The organism is Arthrobacter sp. PsM3 (assembly GCF_030433895.1).
Taxonomy (GTDB): domain Bacteria; phylum Actinomycetota; class Actinomycetes; order Actinomycetales; family Micrococcaceae; genus Arthrobacter.
Genome location: NZ_JARUXE010000015.1, coordinates 16,422 through 38,784 on the forward strand (window position 1 = coordinate 16,422; position 22,363 = coordinate 38,784).

The following is a 22,363-nucleotide window of genomic DNA, read 5'->3' on the forward strand; positions in this document are numbered from 1 at the left end:
GTCACTCGCTGTTCCGCGGCCGCCACACCACGACGGCCTGGGACCGGGCCCGGGGGCGCTTGCCGCGGGCCAGGCTGACGACGTCGCCCGCGGCTCCGGCGGCGAAGATGCGGGAGTCCAGGGCGCGGGGGCGGCGTTCGAGCTCTTCGCTCAGTTCGGTGACGCGCCGCTGCAGGGCTGCCACCTGGTTCTCCAGCTGGAGGATCCGTTTGATGCCTTCGAGGGAGACGCCCTCCTGCGAGAGCCGCTGCACCTCGCGGAGCATGTTGATGTCCCGCTGCGAGTAGCGGCGGGACTTGCCGGGGGCCCGGCTGGGCGAGACGATGCCCAGCCGGTCGTACTGCCGCAGCGTCTGGGGGTGCATGTCCGCCAGTTCCGCGGCCACGGAGATAACGAAGATCGGCTGCTCAAAGTCGATGGCCATGGCAGGCGTCCGTTCCTAGAGCCGGGCCTTGGCTGCCAGTTCGGCGCGGACGTCCTCGCCGGAGGTGGCCGCGGCGAAGGCCTTGACAGCCTCCTCGGCTTCCTTGTTGAGCTTTCGCGGGACGGCGACGTCAATGGTGACCAGCAGGTCCCCGGTGGCCTTGGCGTGCTTGACACCGCGGCCCTTGACCCGGAGTGTGCGGCCCGACGGCGTGCCGGCCGGAACCCGCACCTTGACCTTGTCGCCGTCGATGGTCGGAACCTCGATGTCCGCGCCCAGAGCTGCCTCCGGGAAGGTGACGGGGACGTGGATGCGCAGGTTGTCGCCGTCGCGGACGTAGAAGTCGTGCGGCTTAACCGAAACGGTGACCATCAGATCCCCGTATCCGGCCGGACCGTACTGGCCCTTGCCGCGGACCCGGACCTTTTGGCCGTCCTTGATGCCGGCCGGGACGCGCACGTCGATGACTTCCCCGTCCGGTTCACGCAGGCCGATGGTGGTTCCGCGGATGGAACCGGCGAAGGAAATGGAGGTCGACGCCGTCCGGTCCGCGCCCTTCTGCGGTGCCCGCTGGAAGGACTGGCCGCCGCCGAAGCCGCCGCCGCCTCCGCCGAAGAGGTCGGCGAACTCCGGCGGAATACCGCCGGCCGTGCTGTAGCCGCCGGATTGGCGTCCCCCGCCGCCGGTGAACAAGCCGCCGAAGAGGTCCTCGAAGCCAGCCCCGCCACCGGCGCCGCCGCCACCGCCCGGGGCGAAGCGGGCTCCGCCGCCCATGGCCCGGATGGCGTCGTACTGCTGGCGCTCGTCGGCGTCGGAGAGCACGGAGTAGGCCTCGGAGATGTCCTTGAACTTCCGCTCCGAAGCGGCGTTCCCCGCGTTGGTGTCCGGGTGGTGCTGCCGCGCGAGCTTCCGGTAGGCCTTCTTGATGTCGGCGTCGGAAGCGTCCTTGGCGACTCCAAGGATCTTGTAGAAGTCCTTGTCCACCCAGTCCTGGCTAGCCAATGGCGTTTCCTTTCAAATCTGTGTGCCGAGATGACAGTCCGCGCCCATGTCTGTTCGAAACACGGGCGCGAACTGTCACCTCGATGAGGTACTGCTAGGCCGGAACAGCCACGATGACCTGTGCTGCGCGGAGCACCCGGTCGCCGGACTTGTAACCCGAGCGCAGGACCTGGCTTACGGTGTCGATTTCGACATCTGTGCCGGGCTGCTGGATGAGGGCCTCGTGGATCGTGGGATCGAACTCCACGCCGGTCTCATCGATGCGGACCAGGCCATACGTCTTCAGCGCGTTCTCCAGCTTGGCGGCGATCGCGGCGAACGGTCCGTCCGTGAGGTCACCGTGCTGGCGGGCGGCGTCGACGTCGTCCAGTACCGGGAGCAGGGAGTTCATGACGCCAATGACGGCCATCTCCCCCGCCACGGCACGGTCTCGTTCGACGCGCTTGCGGTAGTTGACGTATTCGGCCTGCAGGCGGCGAAGGTCATTCCTGAGCTCCTCCGCCTCTGCCCCGTCCGCGCCCTGGGCCACGGAATCGGCGGCGGGCACCTCAACACTGTTGAGGATGTCCTCGGCCTGGGACAGTGCATCCCCGGAATCCGGGGCCCCGGCGGCGCCGTGCTCCTGGTCGGGGTGGCGGGCCTGGCCGGTCTTCGGGTCAACCTTGCGGTTGTCGTGGATGATCGGCTTCTGCGGCTCGTTCTCCCGCTGTTCAGCGTCGCGACGGCTCTCGGAAGAACCGTGCTCTTCTTCGTTACCGTGGTGCGGCATGATTACTTCTTCTCGTCTTCGTCAACGATCTCGGCGTCCACGATGTCCTCGTCGGAGCCCGCTGCCTGCTCGCCTGCCGGGGCACCCTGGGCGCCGGTGGCGCCGTCCGGGGAACCTGCCTGGGCGTAGATGGCCTCGCCGAGCTTGGTCTGGGAAGCCTGCAGCTTCTCAAACGCGGTCTTCACGGCGGCATCGTCGGTGCCTTCGAGGGCGGCCTTGAGGGCGTCGACGTCGGCCTGGACCTCGGTCTTGATCTCTGCAGGCAGCTTGTCGGCGTTGTCGGCGATCAGCTTGTCCACGGAGTAGGCGAGCTGCTCGGCGGTGTTGCGGGTGTCGGCTGCCTCGCGGCGGGCCTTGTCCTCTGCTGCGTGCTCCTCGGCGTCCTTGACCATGCGGTCGATGTCTTCCTTGGAGAGGCTGGAACCGCCGGTGATGGTCATGGACTGTTCCTTGCCGGTGCCCTTGTCCTTTGCCGAGACGTGCACGATGCCGTTGGCGTCGATGTCGAAGGTGACCTCAACCTGCGGGACGCCGCGCGGGGCCGGAGCGATCCCGGTCAGCTCGAAGGTGCCCAGCGGCTTGTTGTCGCGGGTGAACTCGCGCTCGCCCTGGAAGACCTGGATGGCAACGGACGGCTGGTTGTCATCCGCCGTGGTGAAGGTCTCGGACCTCTTGGTCGGGATGGCCGTGTTGCGCTCGATCAGGTGCGTCATGATGCCGCCCTTGGTTTCGATGCCGAGGGAGAGCGGGGTGACGTCGATGAGGAGAACGTCCTTGCGCTCACCCTTCAGGACACCGGCCTGCAGTGCGGCGCCGACGGCGACGACCTCATCCGGGTTGACGCCCTTGTTCGGCTCCTTGCCGCCGGCCAGTTCCTTGACCAGGTCGTAGACGGCCGGCATGCGGGTGGAACCGCCGACGAGCACGATGTGGTCGATCTGGGAAAGCTGGATGCCGGCTTCCTTGATGACGTCGTGGAACGGCTTTTTGGTGCGGTCCAGGAGGTCCTTGGTGAGGTCCTGGAACTTGGCGCGGGTCAGCTGCTCGTCCAGGTGCACCGGGCCGTCCGGGGTGACGGAGAGGTACTGCAGGGAGACGTTGGTGCTGGAGGAGGAGGAGAGTTCCTTCTTGGCCTGCTCGGACGCTTCACGCAGGCGCTGCAGGGCGATCTTGTCCTTGGAGAGGTCGATGCCCTTGACCTTGAGCTGGTTCAGCAGGTAGTCAACGACGCGCTGGTCCCAGTCGTCACCGCCGAGGCGGTTGTCGCCGGCGGTGGAGCGGACCTGGATGGTGGAGAAGTTGTCTTCATCCTTGCCAACCTCGAGGAGGGAGACGTCGAAGGTTCCGCCGCCGAGGTCGAAGACGAGGATAAGTTCGTCCTCTTTGCCCTTATCGAGGCCGTAGGCCAGTGCCGCGGCGGTGGGCTCGTTGACGATGCGCAGAACCTTGAGGCCTGCGATTTCGCCGGCCTCCTTGGTGGCCTGGCGCTGTGCGTCGTTGAAGTACGCGGGGACGGTGATCACGGCGTCCGTGACCTTTTCACCCAGGTAGGACTCGGCATCGTTCTTCAGCTTCATCAGGATGCGGGCGGAGATTTCCTGCGGGGTGTACTTCTTGTCGTCAATGGCGACGGTCCAGTCAGTGCCCATGTGGCGCTTGACCGAAGCAATGGTGCGGTCGATGTTGTTGACGGCCTGGCGCTTGGCGATTTCGCCAACCAGCACTTCGCCGGACTTGGAGAACGCAACAACCGACGGCGTGGTGCGGCCACCCTCGGCGTTGGCAATGACGGTGGGCTCGCCGCCTTCGAGAACGGAGACGACGGAGTTGGTTGTTCCGAGGTCAATACCTACTGCACGTGACATGTGTTGCTTCCTTTTCTTTCCTTGGAAACTTGCTTGATTGGCTGCGGACCCAGAGAGTCCGACCGTTATTGAGCGATCTGCACTCAACTCTACTCAGACCCGCGTCAAAGTCAATTCAAAGTTGAGCGACCTGCACTCAACTTTGAATTGCGGGGGGCTCGAGCCCGTCACTGCAAGCCGCACTTTCCCGGAATTCCGGGGAATTTCGGGCAGCACCAAGGCCGGCAACTGCACCGTTCGCTGATCGCGAAGTCCGACGCCTAGTGGTCCGCGAGGCCCGTTTCGCCTGCGGAGTCGTCCCGGGAGGGCGCCGCCAAGGGCTCGCGGTCCGCGGCAGGCCGGGCACCTGCCGGACCTGCGGCACCCGCGGCGCCGTAGTCGCCTTCCGGATACTCACCCTCTTCGGCGGCGGCAGGCGGCGCAACTGTGCCACCCGCCGCTCCATAGTCGCCCTCGGGGTAGTCGCCCTCCTCAGCGCCGACGGCGGTGGTGCCGCCGACTCCTGCCGCGCCGTAGTCGCCGGTGGAGTATTCGCCCTCCGCCGCCGCGGGCGGGTTCTCCCCGGCGGAGCCCGCCGTGCCGTAGTCGCCCTCGACATACTGGCCCTCGGCCGCCGCGCCTTCGGGTTCCGCTGCCGTTCGATCAGACTCGTTGTTTTCGGACATGGTTGGATCCTTCCTGGAAGCTCCGGCGCGCCCAGGCAGGCGCAGGGGCAGTCTATCGAGCGTCGCCGGGAGACAACAGAGGGCACGGAAACCCGGGCCCAGCGGCCAGGAGGGTTAAGAAGCCAGGAGGGTTAATAAGCCGGCCGCTCGCCCGCCCCGTCGGCCGCGCAAAGCCCCGCGAGATCCGCCAGCGCGGCCAGATGGTGGGAAAAGAGTTCGTCCGGGGCGGCGAAGGTGCCCGCGCCGTACTGGCCGAAAACCTCGAAGCTGACGGCGCCGAACAGCGAGGTCCAAACGAGCGCGCCCCGCGCCAGCAGCCGGTCCGACACCGCGAGTCCCATCCCGTCGCGGATGCGCGCCAGGTCGGCGGCGAGCGGCGGCACGACGGCGGCCCCACCGCCTGGATCCACCAGCCGGCCCGCGCGGTAGGCGCCGTCCAGCAGAGCCATCAGGGCGTAGATGACCCGGGTGCCGGGCCCCGTAGTCCGCTCGGCAGGCGCCCGGTATCCGGGCACCGGGCTGCCGAAGAGGAGTCCGTAGCGGGCCGGCTCGCGCAGCGCCCAGCGCCGCACCGCGGAACCCAGGGCACTGAACCGTCCGGCGAAGTCGGCCGCGGGCAGGGCGGACACGGCGGCGTCCACTTCGTCGCCGAGCTCGTTGTAGGCGTCGATGAGCAGCAAGGTCAGCAGCTCTTCACGGTTCTCCACATAGCGGTAGACCGCCGAGGAGACGACGCCGAGGTCCCTGGCCACGGCACGAAGGGACAGTGCGGCGGCCCCGTGCACTGCCAGGTGGTCCCGGCCAAGGCGCACGATGTCCTCAATGGTCCGGGCCCGGGCGCGCTCGCGCGGGGTGGGCGGCTTCGGAGACGGGGCGCTGGCGGTCTGCGGCATGGCTCCAGCATTCCACAAAGCAGAGCAGTGTCAACAAATGTGAGCACTGCTCTTGACTTCCCTCTGAACCGGCGGCATCCTGAATTAGGAGAGCACCGCTCTCGCAAGCCCGAACGAACCAACGAAGCCGGGCGACCCGAGAAAGTGAGAACACCATGTCCCAGCCTGATTCCCCCGAGGTCCCTGCCCTGTTCGTCGTTACCGGCGCCGGCCCGGTTGGCTGGACGGTTGCCGAGCAGCTCGCCACAGCGGGCCACCGGGTGCGCGTCCTCACCCGCTCCGGCAGCGGGCCCGCCCACCCGCGGATCGAGAAGGTGGCCGTGGATGTCTCCGACCCGGCGCAGCTTGGCGGTCTGTTCCGCGGAGCCAAGGCCGTGTTCCACTGCATCCACGGCTCGCAGTACAGCGCCAGGGTCTGGGGCGAGGAACTGCCCGGCGCCGAGCAGACAGTGCTTGCCGCGGCGGGCGAGGCCGGCGCCGTCGTCGTCTTTCCGGAAAGCCTATACTCCTACAGCGAGCCGGAACGGCCGATGACCGAGGAGGGCCCGCGGGAGGCCCAGGGCGGCAAACGGGGCATCCGGACCGCACTCCTGAAGGCCCGAGCGGCGTCCGCAACAGACACCGTAAGCGTGGTGGCGGGTGATTTCTTCGGCCCCAGGGTCCGCGGTGCGCATGCCGGCGAGCGCATGGTGAAGCCGGTACTGGCCGGCAAATACCTGCTGGTGATCGGCAACGCGGGGCTGCCGCACTCCTTCACCTATGTGCCGGATCTGGCCGCCGCCATGATCAGGGCCGCGCAGGATCCGGTCCTCTGGAACCGGGTGTGGCACGCGCCGACCGGCCCGGCGCTGAGCCAACGGCAGATCGCCGCAGCGTTCGCCGCCGCCGCCGGCGTCCGCGCACCGCGCGTGGTTGCCATCCCCGGCCGGGCGCTGCGGATGATGGGCATGTTTTCCCCCGGGACGCGTGAACTGGCCGAAACGCTCTACCAGTTCGAGCGCCCTTTCGTGATGGACTCCCGGGCCAGCGAGGCGGCCCTGGGGCTGCAGCCCACCCCGTTGACGGAAGCAGCCGCCGCCACCGTTGCGTGGTGGGGGGACCAGGAACGGTGACGGCGGCTGCGGACTCGGGGTGCCGGCTAGCGGATGCCTGCCTTTGCAGCTTCCGGCTGCGGGGCCGCGGGCTGGGCGCGCGCGGCGGCATCCGTGTCGGGGCGTCCGAGCTTGCTCGGCCACCAGATCCGCGGGCCGATGTCGTAGGCCAGGGCCGGGACCAGCAGCGAGCGGACCAGAATGGTGTCCAGCAGTACCCCGAAGGCCACAATGAAGGCCAGCTGCACGAGGAACATGATGGGGATGACGCTCAGGGCCGCGAAGGTGGCCGCGAGGACCACTCCGGCGGAGGTGATCACGCCGCCCGTGACGCCCAGGCCGCGGAGGTTGCCGGGCCGGGTGCCGTGCTTGATTGATTCCTCCCGGACCCGGCTCATCAGGAAGATGTTGTAGTCCACCCCCAGCGCGACGAGGAAGACGAAGCCAAACAGGGGAACAGTGGCGTCGGCTCCCGGGAATCGGAAGACGTTGTTGAACACGAAGGCGGAGACTCCCATGGCGGCGGCGTAGGACAGGACCACCGAGGCGACCAGCAGGACCGGCGCCAGCACGGAGCGCAGCAGCAGCATCAGGATGATGAGGATGACCGCGAGGACCACCGGGATGATGGTGACGAGGTCACGCTGGGCGGTGGTGTTCGTATCCAGTGCCGTCGCGGTCACTCCGCCGACGAGTGCGCCGTCGTCAGTCTTCTTCAGTTCCTGGCGCAGGGCCACCACGACGTTTTCGGCCTCGTTGGAGTCCGCGGCGTAGTTCAGCGTTGCATTGATCAGGACCTTGCCGTCCCTGACGGCGGGCGCCGTAGGAGCCGCCGGAGCACCGGGTGCAGCCGGGGCGCCGGTCATGATGGGGACGCCGCCCTCGGCCAACAGGTAGGCATCCCCGACGCCGTCGGTCGCCTTGGTCTTGGCCAGCACCTCCTGGGCCTTCGCCTCCTGGGCGACGATCACGGCGGGGCTGCCGGACCCGGCGTCGAAGTGCCGGGCCAGGGCATCCTGGCCGTCCACGGCGTTGGAGGCGGTGAGGATGACGTCGGTCTGCGGGACGCCGTTGGCCTTGAGCTGGAGCAACCCGGTGGACGCCACCAGGAGCAGCAACACGGAAGCGATCCAGACCGTGCGGGGCCGGCGGGAGACAAGGGAACCGGTGGCGCGCCACAGACCTTTCTGACCCTCCAGCCCGGTGACGTACTCCGGCTCGCGCTCGGTCTCCGGAAGCAGCTTGGGACGGAACGGCCAGAAGGCGGCCCGGCCCAGCAGCGCCATCATCGCTGGCAGCAGGGTCAGCGCCGCGATGAGGGAACACAGGATGCCTGCGGCCGCCACGGGTCCGAGGGCCTTGTTCGAGTTGAGGTCGGAGAAGAGCAGGCACAGCAGCGCGATGATGACTGTGGCGCCGGAGGCAACGATCGGCTCCCAGGCCGCCTTCCAGGCGGTGAGCGCGGCGGCCGTGCGGTTGGTGGTGTGCGTCAGGGCCTCGCGGAAGCGTGCCACGTAGAGCAGCGCGTAGTCCGTGGCGGCGCCGATCACGAGGATGGAGAGGATGCCCTGGCTCTGGCCGTTCAGCTGGATCCAGCCGAGCTTGGCCATGCCGAAGACCAGCAGGATGGCGGCGCAGAGCGCGAAGACCGACGTGAACAGCACGGCGATCGGCAACAGCAGCGATCGGTAGACGATCAGCAGGATCAGGAAAACCGCGCCGAGCGCCACGAGCAGCAGAATGCCGTCAATGCCGGCAAAGGCACTAACGAGGTCGGCCGTGAGCCCGGCCGGACCGGTCACGAAGGTCTGCATTCCCGCCGGCGCGGATGCCTGGACCACCTCGCGGAGTTCCTTGACGACCGCCTTGACCTCGCCGGCGGACTCGATGGGAACCACAAACTGCACGGCTTTGGCGTCCTCGGAAGGGATGGGGCCGACGACGGTGCTGCCGCCGCCCACGGCCTCCAGCTTGCCCTTGAGGGCTGCCGCCTCGCCGAGTTGGGCCGGGGTGAACGCCGAATCGCTCTCAACGACGATGACGGCGGGGATCTGGTTCGAGGCCCGGAACTTGGCCTGCCAGTCCTGGGCCTCCGTGGCCTCGGCTCCCGCCGGGAGGAAGGACGCCTGGTCGTTCGAGGAGACCTCACTGAGCCGGCCAAAGGTGGGTCCGCCGATCCCGGCGATGGCCAGCCAGGTGACAACGAGCAGAACGGGTATCAGCCAACGCAGCCAAAAGGGGACGCGGGCACTGCTTTGTGGTGTCTTGTTCATGGTTCCTTCTGGTGCGTGCCTCGGAGGAGTAGAATTGAGTCCATAATAGACTATCTCCACGATGGAGATAACCCACCGACGTCAATTCTTGGCAAAGATTGTGGCCCTGGGCCGGTTCGAAGCCGGGGTCCGCTGAAGTAAACTCCGGAGGGCGCCTGCTGCGGGAGCAGGCGTGAACCAGGTACCGGGAGAGGAAGGTGCACCGTGACAGTCGATCCGTCGGGACGACCAGAACCTTCCGGGGCGCCCTCCGGACCGCCGCCCGGGCCGCCGCCGCTGGTGCGGCTGCTGCAGGATTTCAGCCTTGAGGCCAACCGCTACGTGGATTCCGCCGGCGGACGCAACGACATGCACCGGACAGACCTCAACGCCCTTGCCGTGATCATGCAGCACACCGCACGGAACCAGATCGTCACCCCCGGCGTGCTGCGTAAGGAACTGCACCTCAGCTCACCGGCCACCACGGCGCTGATCGACCGGCTGCACAAGTCCGGCCACGTCATCCGGGAACGGCAGGGTAGCGACCGGCGGCAGGTCCAGCTCCGGATGACCCCCAAGGCCTACCGCGACGGCGGTGCCATGTTCCAGCCGCTGGCCCGCCACATGGGCGCCGCGATGGCCGAATTCACTCCGGAGGAGCTGGAGATCGCGACCCGCTTTATGACCTCGATGATCGAGGCGACGGTCAGGGCCGGGCAGGAGGCGGCGCAGCAGGTTGCACCGTCTGCAGCCGACGCGTCCTAGTTGCCTTTCTCGGGCGGCCCAGGCCCAAGGGCAGGAGCCCCCAGCCCGCTGTGCGCCCCGCCCATGCCGCAGCCGCGGCCAGCCCCAGCGAGGCCGAAAATCCTGCGGTCTTCCCCGCTGCCCCCTCCCCCTTTCACGGATTTGCCGGCGCGAGGCGGTAGCGTTTCCTTATGAGTGCGCAGCAGCCTGAAGATGTGTACACCCACGGCCACCACGAGTCGGTGGTCCGCGCCCATGCCTCGCGGACGGCGGAGAACTCCGCGGCCTTTGTGATCCCGTACCTCACCCCTGGGGTTTCCGTGCTCGACGTGGGCTGCGGGCCCGGCAGCATCACCTGCGATTTCGCCGGGCTGGTCTCCCCCGGGACGGTCACCGGGCTGGACCGCTCGCCCGAAGTGATCGGCCAGGCGGCCGCGCTCGCGGCCGAGCGCGGCGTGCGGAACGTCGAGTTCGTCGCCGGCAACATCTACGACCTCGACTTTGAGGATGAAACGTTCGACGTCGTGCACGCCCACCAGGTGCTGCAGCATCTCACGGACCCGGTCGCTGCCCTGCGGGAAATGCGCCGCGTAGCCAAACCCGGTGGCATCGTGGCGGTACGCGACGCCGATTTTCATGGCATGAGCTGGTTCCCGGCCGTCCCCGAGCTGGATGAATGGATGGAGCTCTACCAGCGGATCGCCCGCCGCAACGGGGCCGAACCCGACGCCGGACGCCGCCTGGTGTCCTGGGCCCAGTCCGCCGGGTTCACCGACGTCGCTCCCTCCAGCAGCAACTGGCTCTACGCCACCGGACAGCAGCGACGCTGGCAGGCGCGGGTGTGGGGCGAGCGCGTGCTGCACTCAGCCTTCGCGGACCAGGCACTCGAATACGGCTTTGCAAATGCCGCCGATCTGGCCCGGATTTCGGCCGGCTGGCACCGCTGGGGCTCCACGGATGACGGCTGGTTCCTGATCCCCAACGGCGAGGTGATCGCGCGGGCCTAAGGTGCTCCCGGCGCCGGTGCCCCATACGGCAGCGCGGGCGCGTCGCAGCACGGACGGTTGGGCGGGCCCGGCAGCCGTTGACCGTGAGGGCCGCCGCTGGCAGGCCGTTGTCCACATAGCCGCCGACCGCTCTAGAGCTCCGGCGCCGGGTTTCTTAGCATCAAGACATGATCATCCAAGCAGGTTTTGACTTCGAGATACTCGCCCGCCCGTTGATCGTCCAGCACGGCGCACTCCTGCCCAGGCTCGTCCTGATTGGCCTGGACGCCGAAATGCAGCTCGACGACGTACACGTCATCACTGAAGAATTCGAGGGTTCCCTGGCCCCTTTCCACGACGCTGTCCTGGCCGCGCTCGATACGGAATTCACCAAGTACTTTGCCATCGCCCACCCCGGCAGATTCACTGGATACATCCAAACGGAGCCAATCATGGACGAGGCCGATGAATTGGAATCGAAGGCGGCCGAACGGGGACTGCGGCTGATCGGCCACTTCGCCCTCGACGAAACGGGCTACATGTCCGCCCGCGCGCATATGTACTTCGACCAGTATCCGAGTCACAACGACCTTCCGAGAACCATGCTGCACTGGTCCCATTCGAAGCTGCTCCGGTGCCTCTGCGCCCGGTGCGACCCCTTGTGCCAAACGGCGGGCGCGTGACTGTGTTGTGAAGCGAGGGGCGAAGAGGGCCCGTCCGCGGAAGTAAGCTGAATCAGTGCAACCCTCCCTTTGGCTGGCCCTGGCGGGCGCCGGCGTCCTGATCAGCTTCACTCCCGGCGCAGGTGCCATCAACACCATGAGCAACTCCCTGAACTCCGGCTTCCGGCGTTCCATCTGGGGGATCCTCGGCCAGCAGGCCGCGCTGGTGGTGCACATCGTGATCGTGGCCCTCGGCGTCGGGGTGCTGGTGGCCAGCTCGCCGGTGGCCTTCAACGTGATCCGCTACGCCGGCGCCGCCTACCTTGTCTACCTGGGCATCCAGCAGTTCCGGCACAAACCCGACCTGGACCAGGAAAAGGCTGCCGCGCTGCGCAACGAGCCGGCATTCTCCATGTTCCGCCGCGGGCTGTGGGTCAACCTGCTGAACCCCAAGGCGATCGTGTTCTTCCTGGCTTTCATGCCGCAGTTCATCCGCCCGGAGAATCCGCTCCTGCCGCAGTACCTGACGTTGTCTGCCACAGTGATTGTCATCGACATCCTGGTCATGTGGTTCTTCTTCGCCGCCGCAGCCAAGTCCTTCCAGCGGTTCACGCACGACGCCCGCGGGCAGCGCATACTCAACCGGACGTTTGGCGTGCTGTTCATGGCCGTCGGCGTCGCACTGGCCCTCATCCACTGACGGCCCCGCCCGGGACGGGCGGCCCGGCTTTCCGGGACCAGTCCAGTCAGACGTGGCCGGGGGTCAGTTTCCGAAGATCGGCCTTCCGGATCTTGCCGCTCGCGGTCCTGGGCATTTCTGCCACGAAGACCACTGATTTGGGGATCTTGTAACGAGCGAGCCGGCCCTCCAGGTGGGAGCGAAGCTGCTCTTCCGTCAGTTGGGCACCCTCCCGCAGGAGCACCACGGCCCGCGGCACTTCGCCCCATTTCTCGTCCGGCACGCCGATCACCGCGACACTTCCGACGACGTCGAGCTCGGCGATGGCTTGTTCCACCTCGGCCGGGTAGATATTCTCCCCGCCGGAGATGATCATGTCCTTGAGCCGGTCGGAGATGAACACGAAACCGTCCGGGTCCTTGTAGCCCATGTCCCCGGATTTGAACCAGCCGTCAGCGGTGTAGGAATCCGCTGAGGCCTCGGGCCGGTTCCAGTACTGGTGGATGACGTTGGGTCCCTTGATCTGGATCTCCCCCACCGTCCCTGGCGCGGCCGGGCCGGCCGCCGGATCCACGGGATCAGCCACCCGGACTTCGGTGAAGAAGTGCGGCAGCCCCGAGGACCCTGCCTTGTCCCGGGACCTGGCCGCCGGCAACGTGGTGGCGCCGGGCGCCGTCTCGGTCATGCCGTAGCCGTTGGAGAAGCGCAGCCCCCGGCGTTCGTATGCTTCCAGGACCCGCATGGGCACGGCGGACCCGCCACACGTCAATTTGTTCAGCGAACTGAGGTCCGTGGCGTCCCAGTCCGGGTGCTCGCACAGCATCTGATAGGTGGTGGGCACCCCGCTGATGGTTGTTGCGTGGTGCCGCTGGATCAGCTCCAGCGTCCGGCGGGGATCGAACTTGGCTTCCAGGACCACGGTGCCGCCCTTCAGCAGCGTGGGCAGGACACCCATGTCCAGGGAAGCCACATGGAACATCGGTGAGATCATGAGGGCCACATCGGTGGAGGCAAAGTCGAAGTCGACCAGCACGTTGACGCAGTTCCACGTGATGTTTCCGTGTGTCAGGAGTGCACCTTTGGGGTTTCCAGTTGTTCCGGAGGTGTAGAGAATCATGGCGGCGTCGTCCAGGCCCACGGGCTCGTCCGGCGGGAGCGCCGCCCCGGAGGCGATCACGGCCTCCATCCCCTCCACCACGGTTCCCCTGGCAGCACGGCCGCCGCCAGTGCCGCCGTCGGGCACCGTCCTGCCGGGTCCGGTTTCATCGGCGACGACGATTCGCCCGGCCACCGCGGTCCCCGCCGAGCCGCGCTCCGCAGGTTCCGTGAGCGCCGCAGTGTGGACCAGCAGGACTGCGCCGCTGTCCCGGAGCTGGAACTGGATTTCGGGCGGCGCGAGCCGGGTGTTCAGCGGGACGAAGACCGCCCCCGCCAGGCCGGCGGCGAACAGGGTCTCCAGAAAGGAGGGATCGTTATCGCCCAGGTAGGCCACCCGGTCGCCTTTGCTCACGCCGCGGTCCCGGAGGGCGTTGGCGAGACGGGCGGAACGTTCCGCGAGCTCGGCATAGCTGAGCTCCCTGTCCCCTGCGATGACAGCGGTTTTGCTGCCGGACTTCGGGCGGCGACGTTGCAGCCATGAGCCGATGCCAAAATTTTCCACGGCGAATCCTTTCTACTGTGAGGTTAGCCCGTTGGACTGGACCCGATGAAGGGTCAGGCCTGGACGGTCTGGAGGTCGTTGTTCTTCGGTTCCCGGGTCAGCAGGATAAAGACGATGGAGACCACCGACATGATCGCCAGGTACCAGACCACCGACGCCGTGTCCTGGCCTGAGTCCTTGAAGATCTGGGCCACGATGCCCGGAGTGAAACCGGCGCCAAGCAAAGTTGCCAACTGGTAGCCCAGGGATGCGCCGGTATAGCGGGAGGTGGTGCCGAACTGCTCGGACACGAACGCCGCCAGAGGACCGAACAGGGTGGAATGAATCATCAGGCCGATTGCGAAAGCCACGAAGATCAGCATGATGTTGTTGGAGGAGAGCAGCTGGAACATCGGCACCAGGTAAATGATGAAGAGCACCAGCCCGCCGATCATCACCGGCCGCCGTCCCACCTTGTCGGAGAGCCTGCCGCCCATGATCACAAACACGATGGAGATCAGGGAGGCTGCGGCAAACGCGTACAGCACGCCCTGGCGGTCGGCGCCCTTAGAGACGGCATAGGTGACCGAGAACGTGGCCAGAACCACCTGAAGTGCGAAGCCTGCCGCACCGGCAAGCATGGTGAAGATCAGGGTCTTGGGCCGCCGCAGGACCTGCACCAGGGGTGTGGGCCGCTTCGCCGTGGTTCCGGCACCGCTTCCTTGCGCTGTGTCTTCACGTTCGGCCTTTTCCTGCTCTATGGCGGCTTTGAAGATGGGGCTTTCGGAAACCTTGAGCCGGACGAACATGCCCACGCCCAGCAGCACGAAGGAGAGCAGGAACGGCACGCGCCAGCCCCAGGCCAGGAACTGCTCGTTCGGCAACGCGGCGAACGCACCCATAACCAGGGTGCCAAGTACGGCACCGGTCGGCGCCCCGGCGTTGACGAACGAGGCGGCGAATCCACGTTTGCCCGATTCGGAGTGCTCCAGCGCCATCAGGGCCGCTCCGCCCCACTCGCCGCCCACAGCGATGCCCTGGAAGACACGGAGAATCACGAGGAGCACCGCGCCCCAGGGACCGGCCACGGAGGCACCCGGAACCAGCCCGATCAGGGTGGAGGCCATGCCCATGACCAGCATGGAGATGATCAGCATGTTCTTGCGGCCCATCCGGTCGCCGAAGTGGCCGAAGATGATGCCACCGACCGGGCGGGCTACGTAGCCCGCGGCGAAGGTGCCGTAGGCGGCCACGACGCCCACCCAGTCGTCCATGCCGCTGAAGAAAACTTTCGGGAAGACGATCGCTGCGGCGGTGGCATAGAGGAGGAAGTCGTAGTACTCGATCGTGCTGCCCAGGTAGCTGGAGGCAATGACGGTGCGCGCTTCCTTGCGTCGCTCGGCGGTGCCCATAGCCTGAAGCTGAGTGAGTCCTGACATGGTTGTTCCTTTGGACAGAGGGAGGGTTCTTGGAGAGAGCTTTTTACTTGTAGAAGCGAGCGAGGAATTCCGCGACGACTGCGGGGCGCTCCTGGCCTTCGATCTCGATGGTGTTGGCGACCTTGATCTGGGCGCCCCCCTTGACCTCGGTCACTTCGCTAATGGTGGACCGCATCCGAATCCGAGCGCCCACCTTGACCGGGGACGTGAAGCGCACCTTGTCCAGTCCGTAGTTGACCTTCGTCGTGACGCCGTCGACGTCGAACAGCTCGCCCCAGAACGGGATGATGAGCGAGAGGGTGAGGAAGCCGTGGGCGATCGGGGCCCCGAAAGGTCCGTCCTTGGCGCGCTCCGGGTCCACGTGGATCCACTGATCATCGCCGGTGGCGTCGGCGAACTTGTTGATCTGTTCCTGGGTGATTTCGCGGTACTCGGTGACACCGAGGTCGGTGCCGGCGAGGGTGAGCAGCTTGTCGAAGTCGACGACGAGGTTGGGCATGGAGTCCTCCTGGAGGGCTGGGTGGGGTAGGGAATTGTCCGACGACGGTGCCGGAGCGGGGTGCGATGATTCAGTTCGGGAGGCTCAGCGGGTGAAGGCGCTTTCGCCGGTGAGAGCGCGGCCGACGATCAGGGCGTTGATCTCGTGGGTGCCCTCGTAGGAATAGACAGCCTCGGCATCGGCGTGGAACCTGGCGACATCAGTGTCCAGCGTGATGCCATTGCCGCCCACCACTTCGCGGGCCAGAGCCACGGTCTCGCGCATCAGCAGGGACGTCTGCATCTTGGCCAGGGCGGAGTCCTGGTCCCGGTAGATGCCCTTGTCCTGCTGCTCCGTCAGCCGGACCACGAGGGACAGCGACGAGGTGACGTTTCCGAGCATCCGGGCCAACTTCTCCTGGACCAGCTGGAAAGAGCCCACCGGACGGCCGAACTGCTTCCTTTCGGTGACGTACCGGAGTGCGGCTTCGAAGGCTCCGGCCTGGATTCCGGTGGCGATCCAGGCGACGTCCGAGCGCATGGCCCGCAGCATCGCGGCCACGTCCCGGAAGGAGTCCACGTTGTGCAGGCGCATGGATTCAGGCACCCGCACCCCGTCGAGAGTGATGTGGGCGTTCTGCATCATTCGCAGCGCCGTTTTGCGGTGGATCTTCTCCAAGGTCACGCCAGCAGCGTCGCGGTCCACGAGGAAGGCCTTGACCTGCCCGTCCGCGGTGTCGCGGGCGAACACGGCCAGGACGTCGGCGGTGGCGGCGCCGCCGATCCAGCGTTTCGCGCCGTCCAGGACCCAGGTGTCCCCGTCAGGACCGGCCTCACGCCGCGCCGTCGTCGCGAGTCCGCCGGCGATGTCCGAGCCGGACTCCGGCTCGGTCAGCGAGAAGACCCCCTTCAGCGAGAAGTCGATGACCTTCGGCATCCACTCGATCTGCTGTTCCGCGGAGGCGCCGACCCGGATAGCCGTCCGGAACAGTCCGGCCTGGGCGGTGTAAAAGGTAGCGAGGGAGGCGTCGGTGCGGGCGAGTTCGAAGATTCGGAAACCCTGATAGATACCCCGGGCCGGCGTTCGCCCTGCACCCGGGGCGCCGGTCAGTTCCGCGGGTTCCATCAGGTCCAGTCCGATCAGCGGCTGTGCCAGCTGATCCGGGAATTCACCGCGTTCCCAGTAGTCAGCGAGCAACGGCCGGGCTTTCTCGTCGAGGAACGTACGCAGCCTGCCCAGCACGCGGCGCTCGTCCGCCGTCAACAGGGACTCGGCGTCGTAGTAGTCGCAGACACCGTACAGCCTCGTCTGGTTTTCGGTAGCGACTGACATCTCAGCCTCCCAGCCCGAGCAGGCGCACTGCGTTGTGCTTGAGGATCTTGGGCCTGACCTCGTCCTTGAGCGGCAGGTCCGCGAAGGCTCCCAGCCATTTCTGCGGTGTGATGAGCGGGAAGTCGGTGCCGAACAGGACCTTGTCCTGCAGCACCGAATTGGCCATCCGCACCAGGGATTCCGGGAAGTACTTGGGGGACCAGCCGGAGAGGTCGATGAAGACGTTGGACTTGTGGGTGGCGATGGAGTTGGCCTCGTCCTGCCATGGCACGGACGGGTGGGCCATGATGATTTGCAGTTCAGGGAAGTCCGCTGCGACTGCGTCGAGCAGCAGCGGGTTCGAGTAGCCGAGCTTGATGCCGTACCCGCCGGGGAGCCCGGCGCCCATGCCATTCTGTCCGGTGTGGAAAATGGCCGGGAGGCCAAGTTCCTGCAGCGCTTCCCAGAGCGGGTAGAACTGTTCGCTCGAGGGGTCGAAGCCCTGCAGGGACGGGTGGAACTTGAAGCCGCGGGCACCGAGGTCGATGGCCTGGCGCTTGGCGCCCTGGATGGCCTCGGCGCCGGTGCGGGGATCCACGCTGCCGAAAGGGATCAGCACATCGTTGTTCCGGGCGGCACCGGCGATGAGCTCCTCGATGCTGTTGGGTTCGTGCTTGAGCTGGGTGCGGGCATCAACGGTGAACACGACGGCGGCCATGTTCAGGGCGCGGTAGGTCTCGGCGATCCGGTCCAGCGACGGGGTCCGGTCCTCGGCCCTGAAATATTTGGCCGAAGCTTCGGTCAGGGCCGGCGGGAGGGACGGGTGGCCGTGGCCGTCCACCTCGAGGTGGACGTGCATGTCGATCGCGTCGAGCTTTGAGGCAGCGATGCCGAGTTCATAACGCTGGGCGGCCATGTCAGCGGACCTCGGCCGGTTCGGGCTTGAGTTCTTCGGGAAGCGGCAGGAAGTCCTCGCCAACGCTTTGCAGCTTGTCGCCGAAGAGTGCGCCGAAGTCCTCCACGAGGTCCTGGTAGCCCCAGCCGCCTTCGCGGTACTCGGTGGCCGCAGCCTCGGGGTGGGTCCAGAGCTGCAGGCGGTCACCGCCGGCACCAATCGCCTGCCCGGTAATGCCGGCCGCCTCATCGGAGGCGAGGAACGCGACAAGTCCCGCGACGTCGTCAGCGGTGCCGAAACCCAGATTGTGCCGGAAAAAGGCCGGCATGGCCTCGCCGCGCTCGTCCGCAGCGACCGCCTTCTGGAAGTACGGGACAGTCTTGGTCATGGCGGTGGCGGCCACCGGGATCACGGCGTTGGCGGTCACCCCGGCCTTCTTCATTTCCAGCGCCCACGTGCGGACCATGCCGACGATCCCGGCCTTGGCCGCCGCGTAGTTGGTCTGGCCGAAGTTGCCGCGCTGGCCGGTGGGCGAGCCGATGGTGATGATGCGGCCGGCGATGCCGTTTTCCTTGAAGTAGGCGAACGCTTCACGGGCGCAGGTGAAGGTGCCCTTGAGATGGACGTTGATCACGAGGTCGAAGTCCTCGTCCGTCATCTTCAGCAGGGATTTGTCCCGCAGGATGCCGGCGTTGGTGACGAGGATGTCGAGCCGGCCGAACTCCGTGACGGCTGCCTGCACGAGTTGCCTGGCAACTTCGGAGCTGCCCACCGGAGCGACGACGGCGACCGCGCGGCCGCCGTCTGCCTCGACCGTCCGGACCGCTTCGGCGGCCACCTCGGCATCCACGTCATTGATAACCACGGCGGCGCCCTGGCGGGCGAGTTCCCGGGCGTATGCCAAGCCCAGGCCGCGGCCGCTTCCGGTGACGATTGCTACTTTCCCTGACAGGCTCATGCTGCTCCTTTGCACTGCGCCTTGCGGCGGCTATCCCCGGGAGCCTGCGGTGTGATCCACATCTCCCTTGACTGCTTTCAATTAGAAACTTAATCCTTGAAAATGTCAATCATTTATTTATGCATGCAATATGCACTGCGGCCTGGGCCTTCTTCACGCACTCACCGCCCTGAGCCGGGAAGTGTCACCCGCCACCCTCGCCGCCCCGGGTCACGCCTTTCGCCGCCATGTCCCGCGTGGGATCATTGAATAATTCAACGACCGGCTGGCCACCCGCCGCGAAAGGCACCATGACACAACAGGTAAACGACGCCACCGAAAGCTCCGGCGGGGCTTCAGCGCGACTGGCGGAATCAAGCATCAGCACCGATATCGGCTTCCTTCTGGCCAAGCTGCACGCCGCCGGCAGCGTTCTCAACAACGCCGCCCTTGCGGAATTCGGGCTGAAAGAGCGGTCTTACTCCGTTCTGGCGCTGGCCTGCGGCGACCTGGGACCCACCCAGCGCGAACTGGCCGAGTTTCTCAGCCTTGACCCCAGCCAGATCGTCGCCCTCATTGACGAACTGGAACAGCGCGGCCTGGTCGAAAGAAAGCCGGGAATCTCGGACCGGCGGCAGAAACTGGTGGCCGCCACCGAGGGGGGCCGCACACTCCACGCTGCCGCCCAGAACGCAACCCAGGCCGCGGAATCGCGCCAGCTGGAAATGCTTACCGGCGAGGAGGTGGCCTCCTTACGGTCCATTCTCCGCAAGGCCGTCTGGTCCGGGAATCCGGCGGACAGATAGTTCACTCGGCTGCCCGCGCCAAGGCTCGGGAGCAGGGATTCCACCGAGCCCGCAGCAATGGCAAAACTGCTCCCCGTTCACCGAGGTCGGGGCAGTGGACGCGGCAACCAGACATTATGACAGTTCGAATTACAAGTGTGACAACGTTGTAATACGCGTACCCCCGAAACTAGCCAAGAGCACCCGCATGATCCATGCTTGCTCTATGACCTCAACGTCGAGCCAGTACCGGATCATCGCGGTCTGCACCGGGAACATCTGCCGGTCGCCGATGGCCGAACTGATGCTGGCGGAGGCCCTCGCCGCGGAGCGCCTGCGTGGCGCCGTCGTCGATTCCGCCGGAACCACAGCCTACGAGGCGGGCCGCCCGATTGACCCGCGGGCCGCGCGCAAGCTCGCTGCCCACAGCATCCCTTCGGACAGCCACGTGGCGCGCGAATGGCGGGCAGAGTGGTTCCAGACCCGCGAACTCATCCTGGCCCTGGACGTGGACCACTTCGGTTGGCTGCAGCAGGCGGCGCCGGACCGCGGGTCGCTGTCCAAGATCCGGATGCTGCGCAGCTTCGATCCGGCCGTCGCGGGCAAGGACCCCCTAGACCAGGGCATCGAAGACCCCTGGTACGGCGGCCACGCGGATTTCGACCTCACCTGGAACCTGATCCACGCCGCACTTCCCGGGATCGTGGCGCACGTCCGGGCCGAGCTCGCCCAGCGCGGACAGGCGGACGGGCAACCCGGCACGGCAGGGCGGCGGGTACGCTCTATTTCATGAGTCCAGCACCCGTCATCATCGCCATCGACGGACGGTCCGGCGCCGGCAAGACCACCCTGGCGATCGAACTGGCGGCACGGCTCCGCGAGCACCACAAGGTTTCCCTCTTCCATTTGGAGGACATCTACCCCGGCTGGAACGGGCTCGCGGCCGGCATCGAACGCTACGCCTCGACGGTTCTGGCCCCACTGCACCGCGGCGCGCCGGCCGAATGGGTCAGCTGGGACTGGAATGCGCACTACGACGGCGACGTCCGCACCACCCAGCCCGCCGAAATCGTCCTCGTGGAGGGCGTGGGCGCCGGCGCGGAGGCCGCCCGCCCCTACCTGGCCGCGGTAATCTGGGCCGATTCGCCCGAACCAGACCGGCGCAACCGGGCCCTGGCCCGCGACGGTGAAAGCTACGAACCGTATTGGGACCAGTGGGCCGCCCAGGAGCACGAGTGGCTGTCCGGGGACGACGTTCCCGCCCGTGCCGACGTCCGGGTGCTCAACCTTGCCGACGGCGCCGCTCCGGCGGAAGTGCTGCAGGCCCTGCAATACCTGCCCGCACTGTCCCCGGCGCTGCTCCCGGAACTTGCCGCCCGCCACGGGCTTCAGCTCCGCGCCGAACGGATCGACGCTGCCCCGGACCCGGCCCGGCTGTTCGAGTCCCTCTTCGGCCGCTCCGCCAAAGCCGTATGGCTGGACTCCTCGATGGATGCCTGCGGCAACGAGGCCGCGGAACGGAGCCGCTTCAGCATCCTCGCGGACGACGGCGGCCCGTTCGGCCAGTCTGTCCGGCACAGTTCGGGCAGAACCCACATAAGCGTCGGCAACGCCAGCGTCCGGACTGAAGGGCCGTTCTTCCGCTGGCTCGACGGAGTCTGGGGGCGCCGTGCGCTCCGCGGCCCCGAGGGCTACCCCTGCGAGTTCACCCTGGGCTGGCTCGGTTACCTTGGCTACGAACTCAAACGCGAGACCGGCGGCAGCGACGTCACAGCCGAGACCCCGGATGCCTGCCTGCTTTTTGCCGGACGCGCCGTGGTGCTGGACCAGGTGGAGCGCACGGCCTGGTTGCTGGCACTGGACACCGCGGACGCCGGGGACTGGCTGGCGGCGGCCCGTTCCGCCGTCGTCCAGGCAGCTGGCAGGCAGACAGCGGCCGCCGGCGGCAGCGCCGTCGGACCGTCCGCACCCGGCCATGCACCCCTGGACTTCGCCGCACGGGATTCGGAAGCCGCCTACAAGTCCAAAATCACCGAAGCCCAGCATCAGATCGCCGAGGGAAACACCTACGAGGTCTGCCTGACCACCGCGCTGACGGCAGAACTCCCCGCCGCCGCCCTGGACCCGTGGCGGTCCTATCTGGCTCTGCGCGGGCGGAACCCGGCCCCATTCGCCAGCTATCTGCGCTTCGGGGACCTCACCGTGGCGAGCACCTCGCCGGAGCGTTTCCTGCGGATCGCCGCCGACGGCGGGATGCGCGCCGAGCCGATCAAGGGCACCCGGCACCGGGATGCGGATCCCGAACGGGACGCCCTGCTGCGGCACGAGCTCGAGTCCTCGCCGAAGGACCGCGCCGAGAACATCATGATCGTGGACCTGCTGCGCAACGATCTCAGCCACTTCGCCGTGCCCGGCTCGGTATCGGTCAGCCGGCTCTGCGCGATCGAAAGCTACGCCACGGTGCACCAGATGGTGAGCACCATCGACGCCCGGCTCAGGCCCGGCATGCCCAGGGCAGAGGCGGTCGCCGCCTGCTTCCCCGCCGGCTCCATGACCGGTGCACCAAAGGTCAGCACCATGGCCATCCTGGACCGGCTCGAGGGCGCCCCGCGGGGGGTGTACTCCGGCGCGATCGGCTATTTCTCGCTCAACGGCGCGACCGACCTGGCCGTCGCGATCCGGACCCTCGTGCGCACCGAGCAGGCCGGCGGCGGCGCCGGACTCAGCCTCGGCGTCGGCGGGGCGATCACGGCGGATTCCTCGCCGCAGGAGGAGTACGAGGAGATCCGGACCAAGGCTTTCGGGGTCCTCTCGGCGCTGGGCGCGGAGTTCCCGCCCGGCTGACGC

21 protein-coding genes are annotated in these 22,363 nt (G+C 67.1%); 8 read left to right on the plus strand and 13 right to left on the minus strand.

The annotated features are described in order from the left end of the window. Position 1: 1 nt before the first annotated feature. The 6 genes from QCD75_RS09840 to QCD75_RS09865 form a co-directional block, all read right to left on the minus strand. Entirely contained in the window at positions 2-424 is a 423-nt protein-coding gene (locus tag QCD75_RS09840; RefSeq protein ID WP_226760718.1) for a heat shock protein transcriptional repressor HspR, read from the minus strand. A gap of 15 nt (positions 425-439) precedes the next feature. Next, positions 440-1,426 carry a DnaJ C-terminal domain-containing protein gene (locus QCD75_RS09845; protein ID WP_301228078.1) on the minus strand — a complete coding sequence of 329 codons (987 nt, stop codon included), beginning with the start codon at positions 1,424-1,426 and terminating at the stop codon, positions 440-442. A gap of 94 nt (positions 1,427-1,520) precedes the next feature. Further along, a complete protein-coding gene (locus QCD75_RS09850; RefSeq protein ID WP_301228080.1) occupies positions 1,521-2,195 on the minus strand; it encodes a nucleotide exchange factor GrpE in 675 nt (224 codons plus the stop codon). Between the two features lie 2 nt (positions 2,196-2,197). Continuing rightward, entirely contained in the window at positions 2,198-4,060 is a 1,863-nt protein-coding gene (gene dnaK, locus QCD75_RS09855; protein WP_301228082.1) for a molecular chaperone DnaK, read from the minus strand. Positions 4,061-4,320: 260 nt separating this feature from the next. Continuing rightward, entirely contained in the window at positions 4,321-4,725 is a 405-nt protein-coding gene (locus tag QCD75_RS09860) for a hypothetical protein (protein WP_301228084.1), read from the minus strand. Between the two features lie 131 nt (positions 4,726-4,856). Continuing rightward, positions 4,857-5,618, minus strand: a complete 762-nt coding sequence (locus QCD75_RS09865; RefSeq protein ID WP_301228086.1) for a TetR/AcrR family transcriptional regulator — start codon at positions 5,616-5,618, stop codon at positions 4,857-4,859. A 155-nt stretch (positions 5,619-5,773) separates the two neighbouring features. Here QCD75_RS09865 and QCD75_RS09870 point away from each other — a divergent pair, with 155 nt between their 5' ends. Then, positions 5,774-6,730: an NAD-dependent epimerase/dehydratase family protein gene (locus QCD75_RS09870; RefSeq protein WP_301228088.1), complete on the plus strand. Its 957-nt coding sequence runs from the start codon at positions 5,774-5,776 to the stop codon at positions 6,728-6,730. Between the two features lie 26 nt (positions 6,731-6,756). Here QCD75_RS09870 and QCD75_RS09875 read toward each other — a convergent pair whose 3' ends face one another. Next, complete coding sequence (locus tag QCD75_RS09875) at positions 6,757-8,982, minus strand: MMPL family transporter (protein WP_301228090.1); 2,226 nt, start codon at positions 8,980-8,982, stop codon at positions 6,757-6,759. Positions 8,983-9,186: 204 nt separating this feature from the next. Between QCD75_RS09875 and QCD75_RS09880 the strand changes: the two genes are divergently transcribed. The 4 genes from QCD75_RS09880 (at position 9,187) to QCD75_RS09895 (ending at position 12,053) form a co-directional block, all read left to right on the plus strand. Continuing rightward, positions 9,187-9,726 (plus strand): MarR family winged helix-turn-helix transcriptional regulator, encoded by a 540-nt coding sequence (locus QCD75_RS09880; RefSeq protein WP_441005461.1) that lies wholly within the window; start codon positions 9,187-9,189, stop codon positions 9,724-9,726. Positions 9,727-9,896: 170 nt separating this feature from the next. Beyond that, the gene (locus tag QCD75_RS09885) at positions 9,897-10,712 is read left to right on the plus strand and encodes a methyltransferase domain-containing protein (protein ID WP_301228092.1); all 816 of its coding nucleotides are present in this window, start codon (positions 9,897-9,899) and stop codon (positions 10,710-10,712) included. A gap of 167 nt (positions 10,713-10,879) precedes the next feature. Continuing rightward, positions 10,880-11,374, plus strand: coding sequence for a hypothetical protein (locus QCD75_RS09890; RefSeq protein WP_301228094.1), 495 nt, complete (start codon positions 10,880-10,882; stop codon positions 11,372-11,374). A 55-nt stretch (positions 11,375-11,429) separates the two neighbouring features. Then, positions 11,430-12,053 (plus strand): LysE family transporter, encoded by a 624-nt coding sequence (locus QCD75_RS09895; RefSeq protein WP_226760705.1) that lies wholly within the window; start codon positions 11,430-11,432, stop codon positions 12,051-12,053. A 46-nt stretch (positions 12,054-12,099) separates the two neighbouring features. Here QCD75_RS09895 and QCD75_RS09900 read toward each other — a convergent pair whose 3' ends face one another. The 6 genes from QCD75_RS09900 to QCD75_RS09925 all read right to left on the minus strand — a co-directional run bounded on the left by QCD75_RS09900 (position 12,100) and on the right by QCD75_RS09925 (position 18,752). Further along, positions 12,100-13,692 (minus strand): acyl-CoA synthetase, encoded by a 1,593-nt coding sequence (locus QCD75_RS09900; protein ID WP_301228098.1) that lies wholly within the window; start codon positions 13,690-13,692, stop codon positions 12,100-12,102. 53 nt (positions 13,693-13,745) lie between these two features. Beyond that, complete coding sequence (locus QCD75_RS09905; RefSeq protein ID WP_301228100.1) at positions 13,746-15,110, minus strand: MFS transporter; 1,365 nt, start codon at positions 15,108-15,110, stop codon at positions 13,746-13,748. Between the two features lie 43 nt (positions 15,111-15,153). After that, a complete protein-coding gene (locus tag QCD75_RS09910; RefSeq protein ID WP_226760581.1) occupies positions 15,154-15,609 on the minus strand; it encodes a MaoC family dehydratase in 456 nt (151 codons plus the stop codon). A gap of 84 nt (positions 15,610-15,693) precedes the next feature. Then, positions 15,694-16,920 carry an acyl-CoA dehydrogenase family protein gene (locus QCD75_RS09915; RefSeq protein WP_301228104.1) on the minus strand — a complete coding sequence of 409 codons (1,227 nt, stop codon included), beginning with the start codon at positions 16,918-16,920 and terminating at the stop codon, positions 15,694-15,696. Position 16,921: 1 nt separating this feature from the next. Continuing rightward, positions 16,922-17,815 carry an amidohydrolase family protein gene (locus QCD75_RS09920; RefSeq protein ID WP_301228106.1) on the minus strand — a complete coding sequence of 298 codons (894 nt, stop codon included), beginning with the start codon at positions 17,813-17,815 and terminating at the stop codon, positions 16,922-16,924. Between the two features lies 1 nt (position 17,816). Then, entirely contained in the window at positions 17,817-18,752 is a 936-nt protein-coding gene (locus QCD75_RS09925; RefSeq protein WP_301228108.1) for an SDR family NAD(P)-dependent oxidoreductase, read from the minus strand. Between the two features lie 290 nt (positions 18,753-19,042). On the opposite strand from QCD75_RS09925, the gene QCD75_RS09930 reads away from it, so the two are divergent. The 3 genes from QCD75_RS09930 (at position 19,043) to pabB (ending at position 22,360) form a co-directional block, all read left to right on the plus strand. Next, positions 19,043-19,537: a MarR family winged helix-turn-helix transcriptional regulator gene (locus QCD75_RS09930; protein WP_301228110.1), complete on the plus strand. Its 495-nt coding sequence runs from the start codon at positions 19,043-19,045 to the stop codon at positions 19,535-19,537. 205 nt (positions 19,538-19,742) lie between these two features. Next, positions 19,743-20,309, plus strand: a complete 567-nt coding sequence (locus QCD75_RS09935) for a low molecular weight protein-tyrosine-phosphatase (protein WP_301228112.1) — start codon at positions 19,743-19,745, stop codon at positions 20,307-20,309. Next, positions 20,306-22,360 (plus strand): aminodeoxychorismate synthase component I, encoded by a 2,055-nt coding sequence (gene pabB / locus QCD75_RS09940; protein WP_301228114.1) that lies wholly within the window; start codon positions 20,306-20,308, stop codon positions 22,358-22,360. The genes QCD75_RS09935 and pabB overlap by 4 nt, the downstream gene beginning before the upstream one ends. The last annotated feature ends 3 nt before the right edge of the window (positions 22,361-22,363 follow it).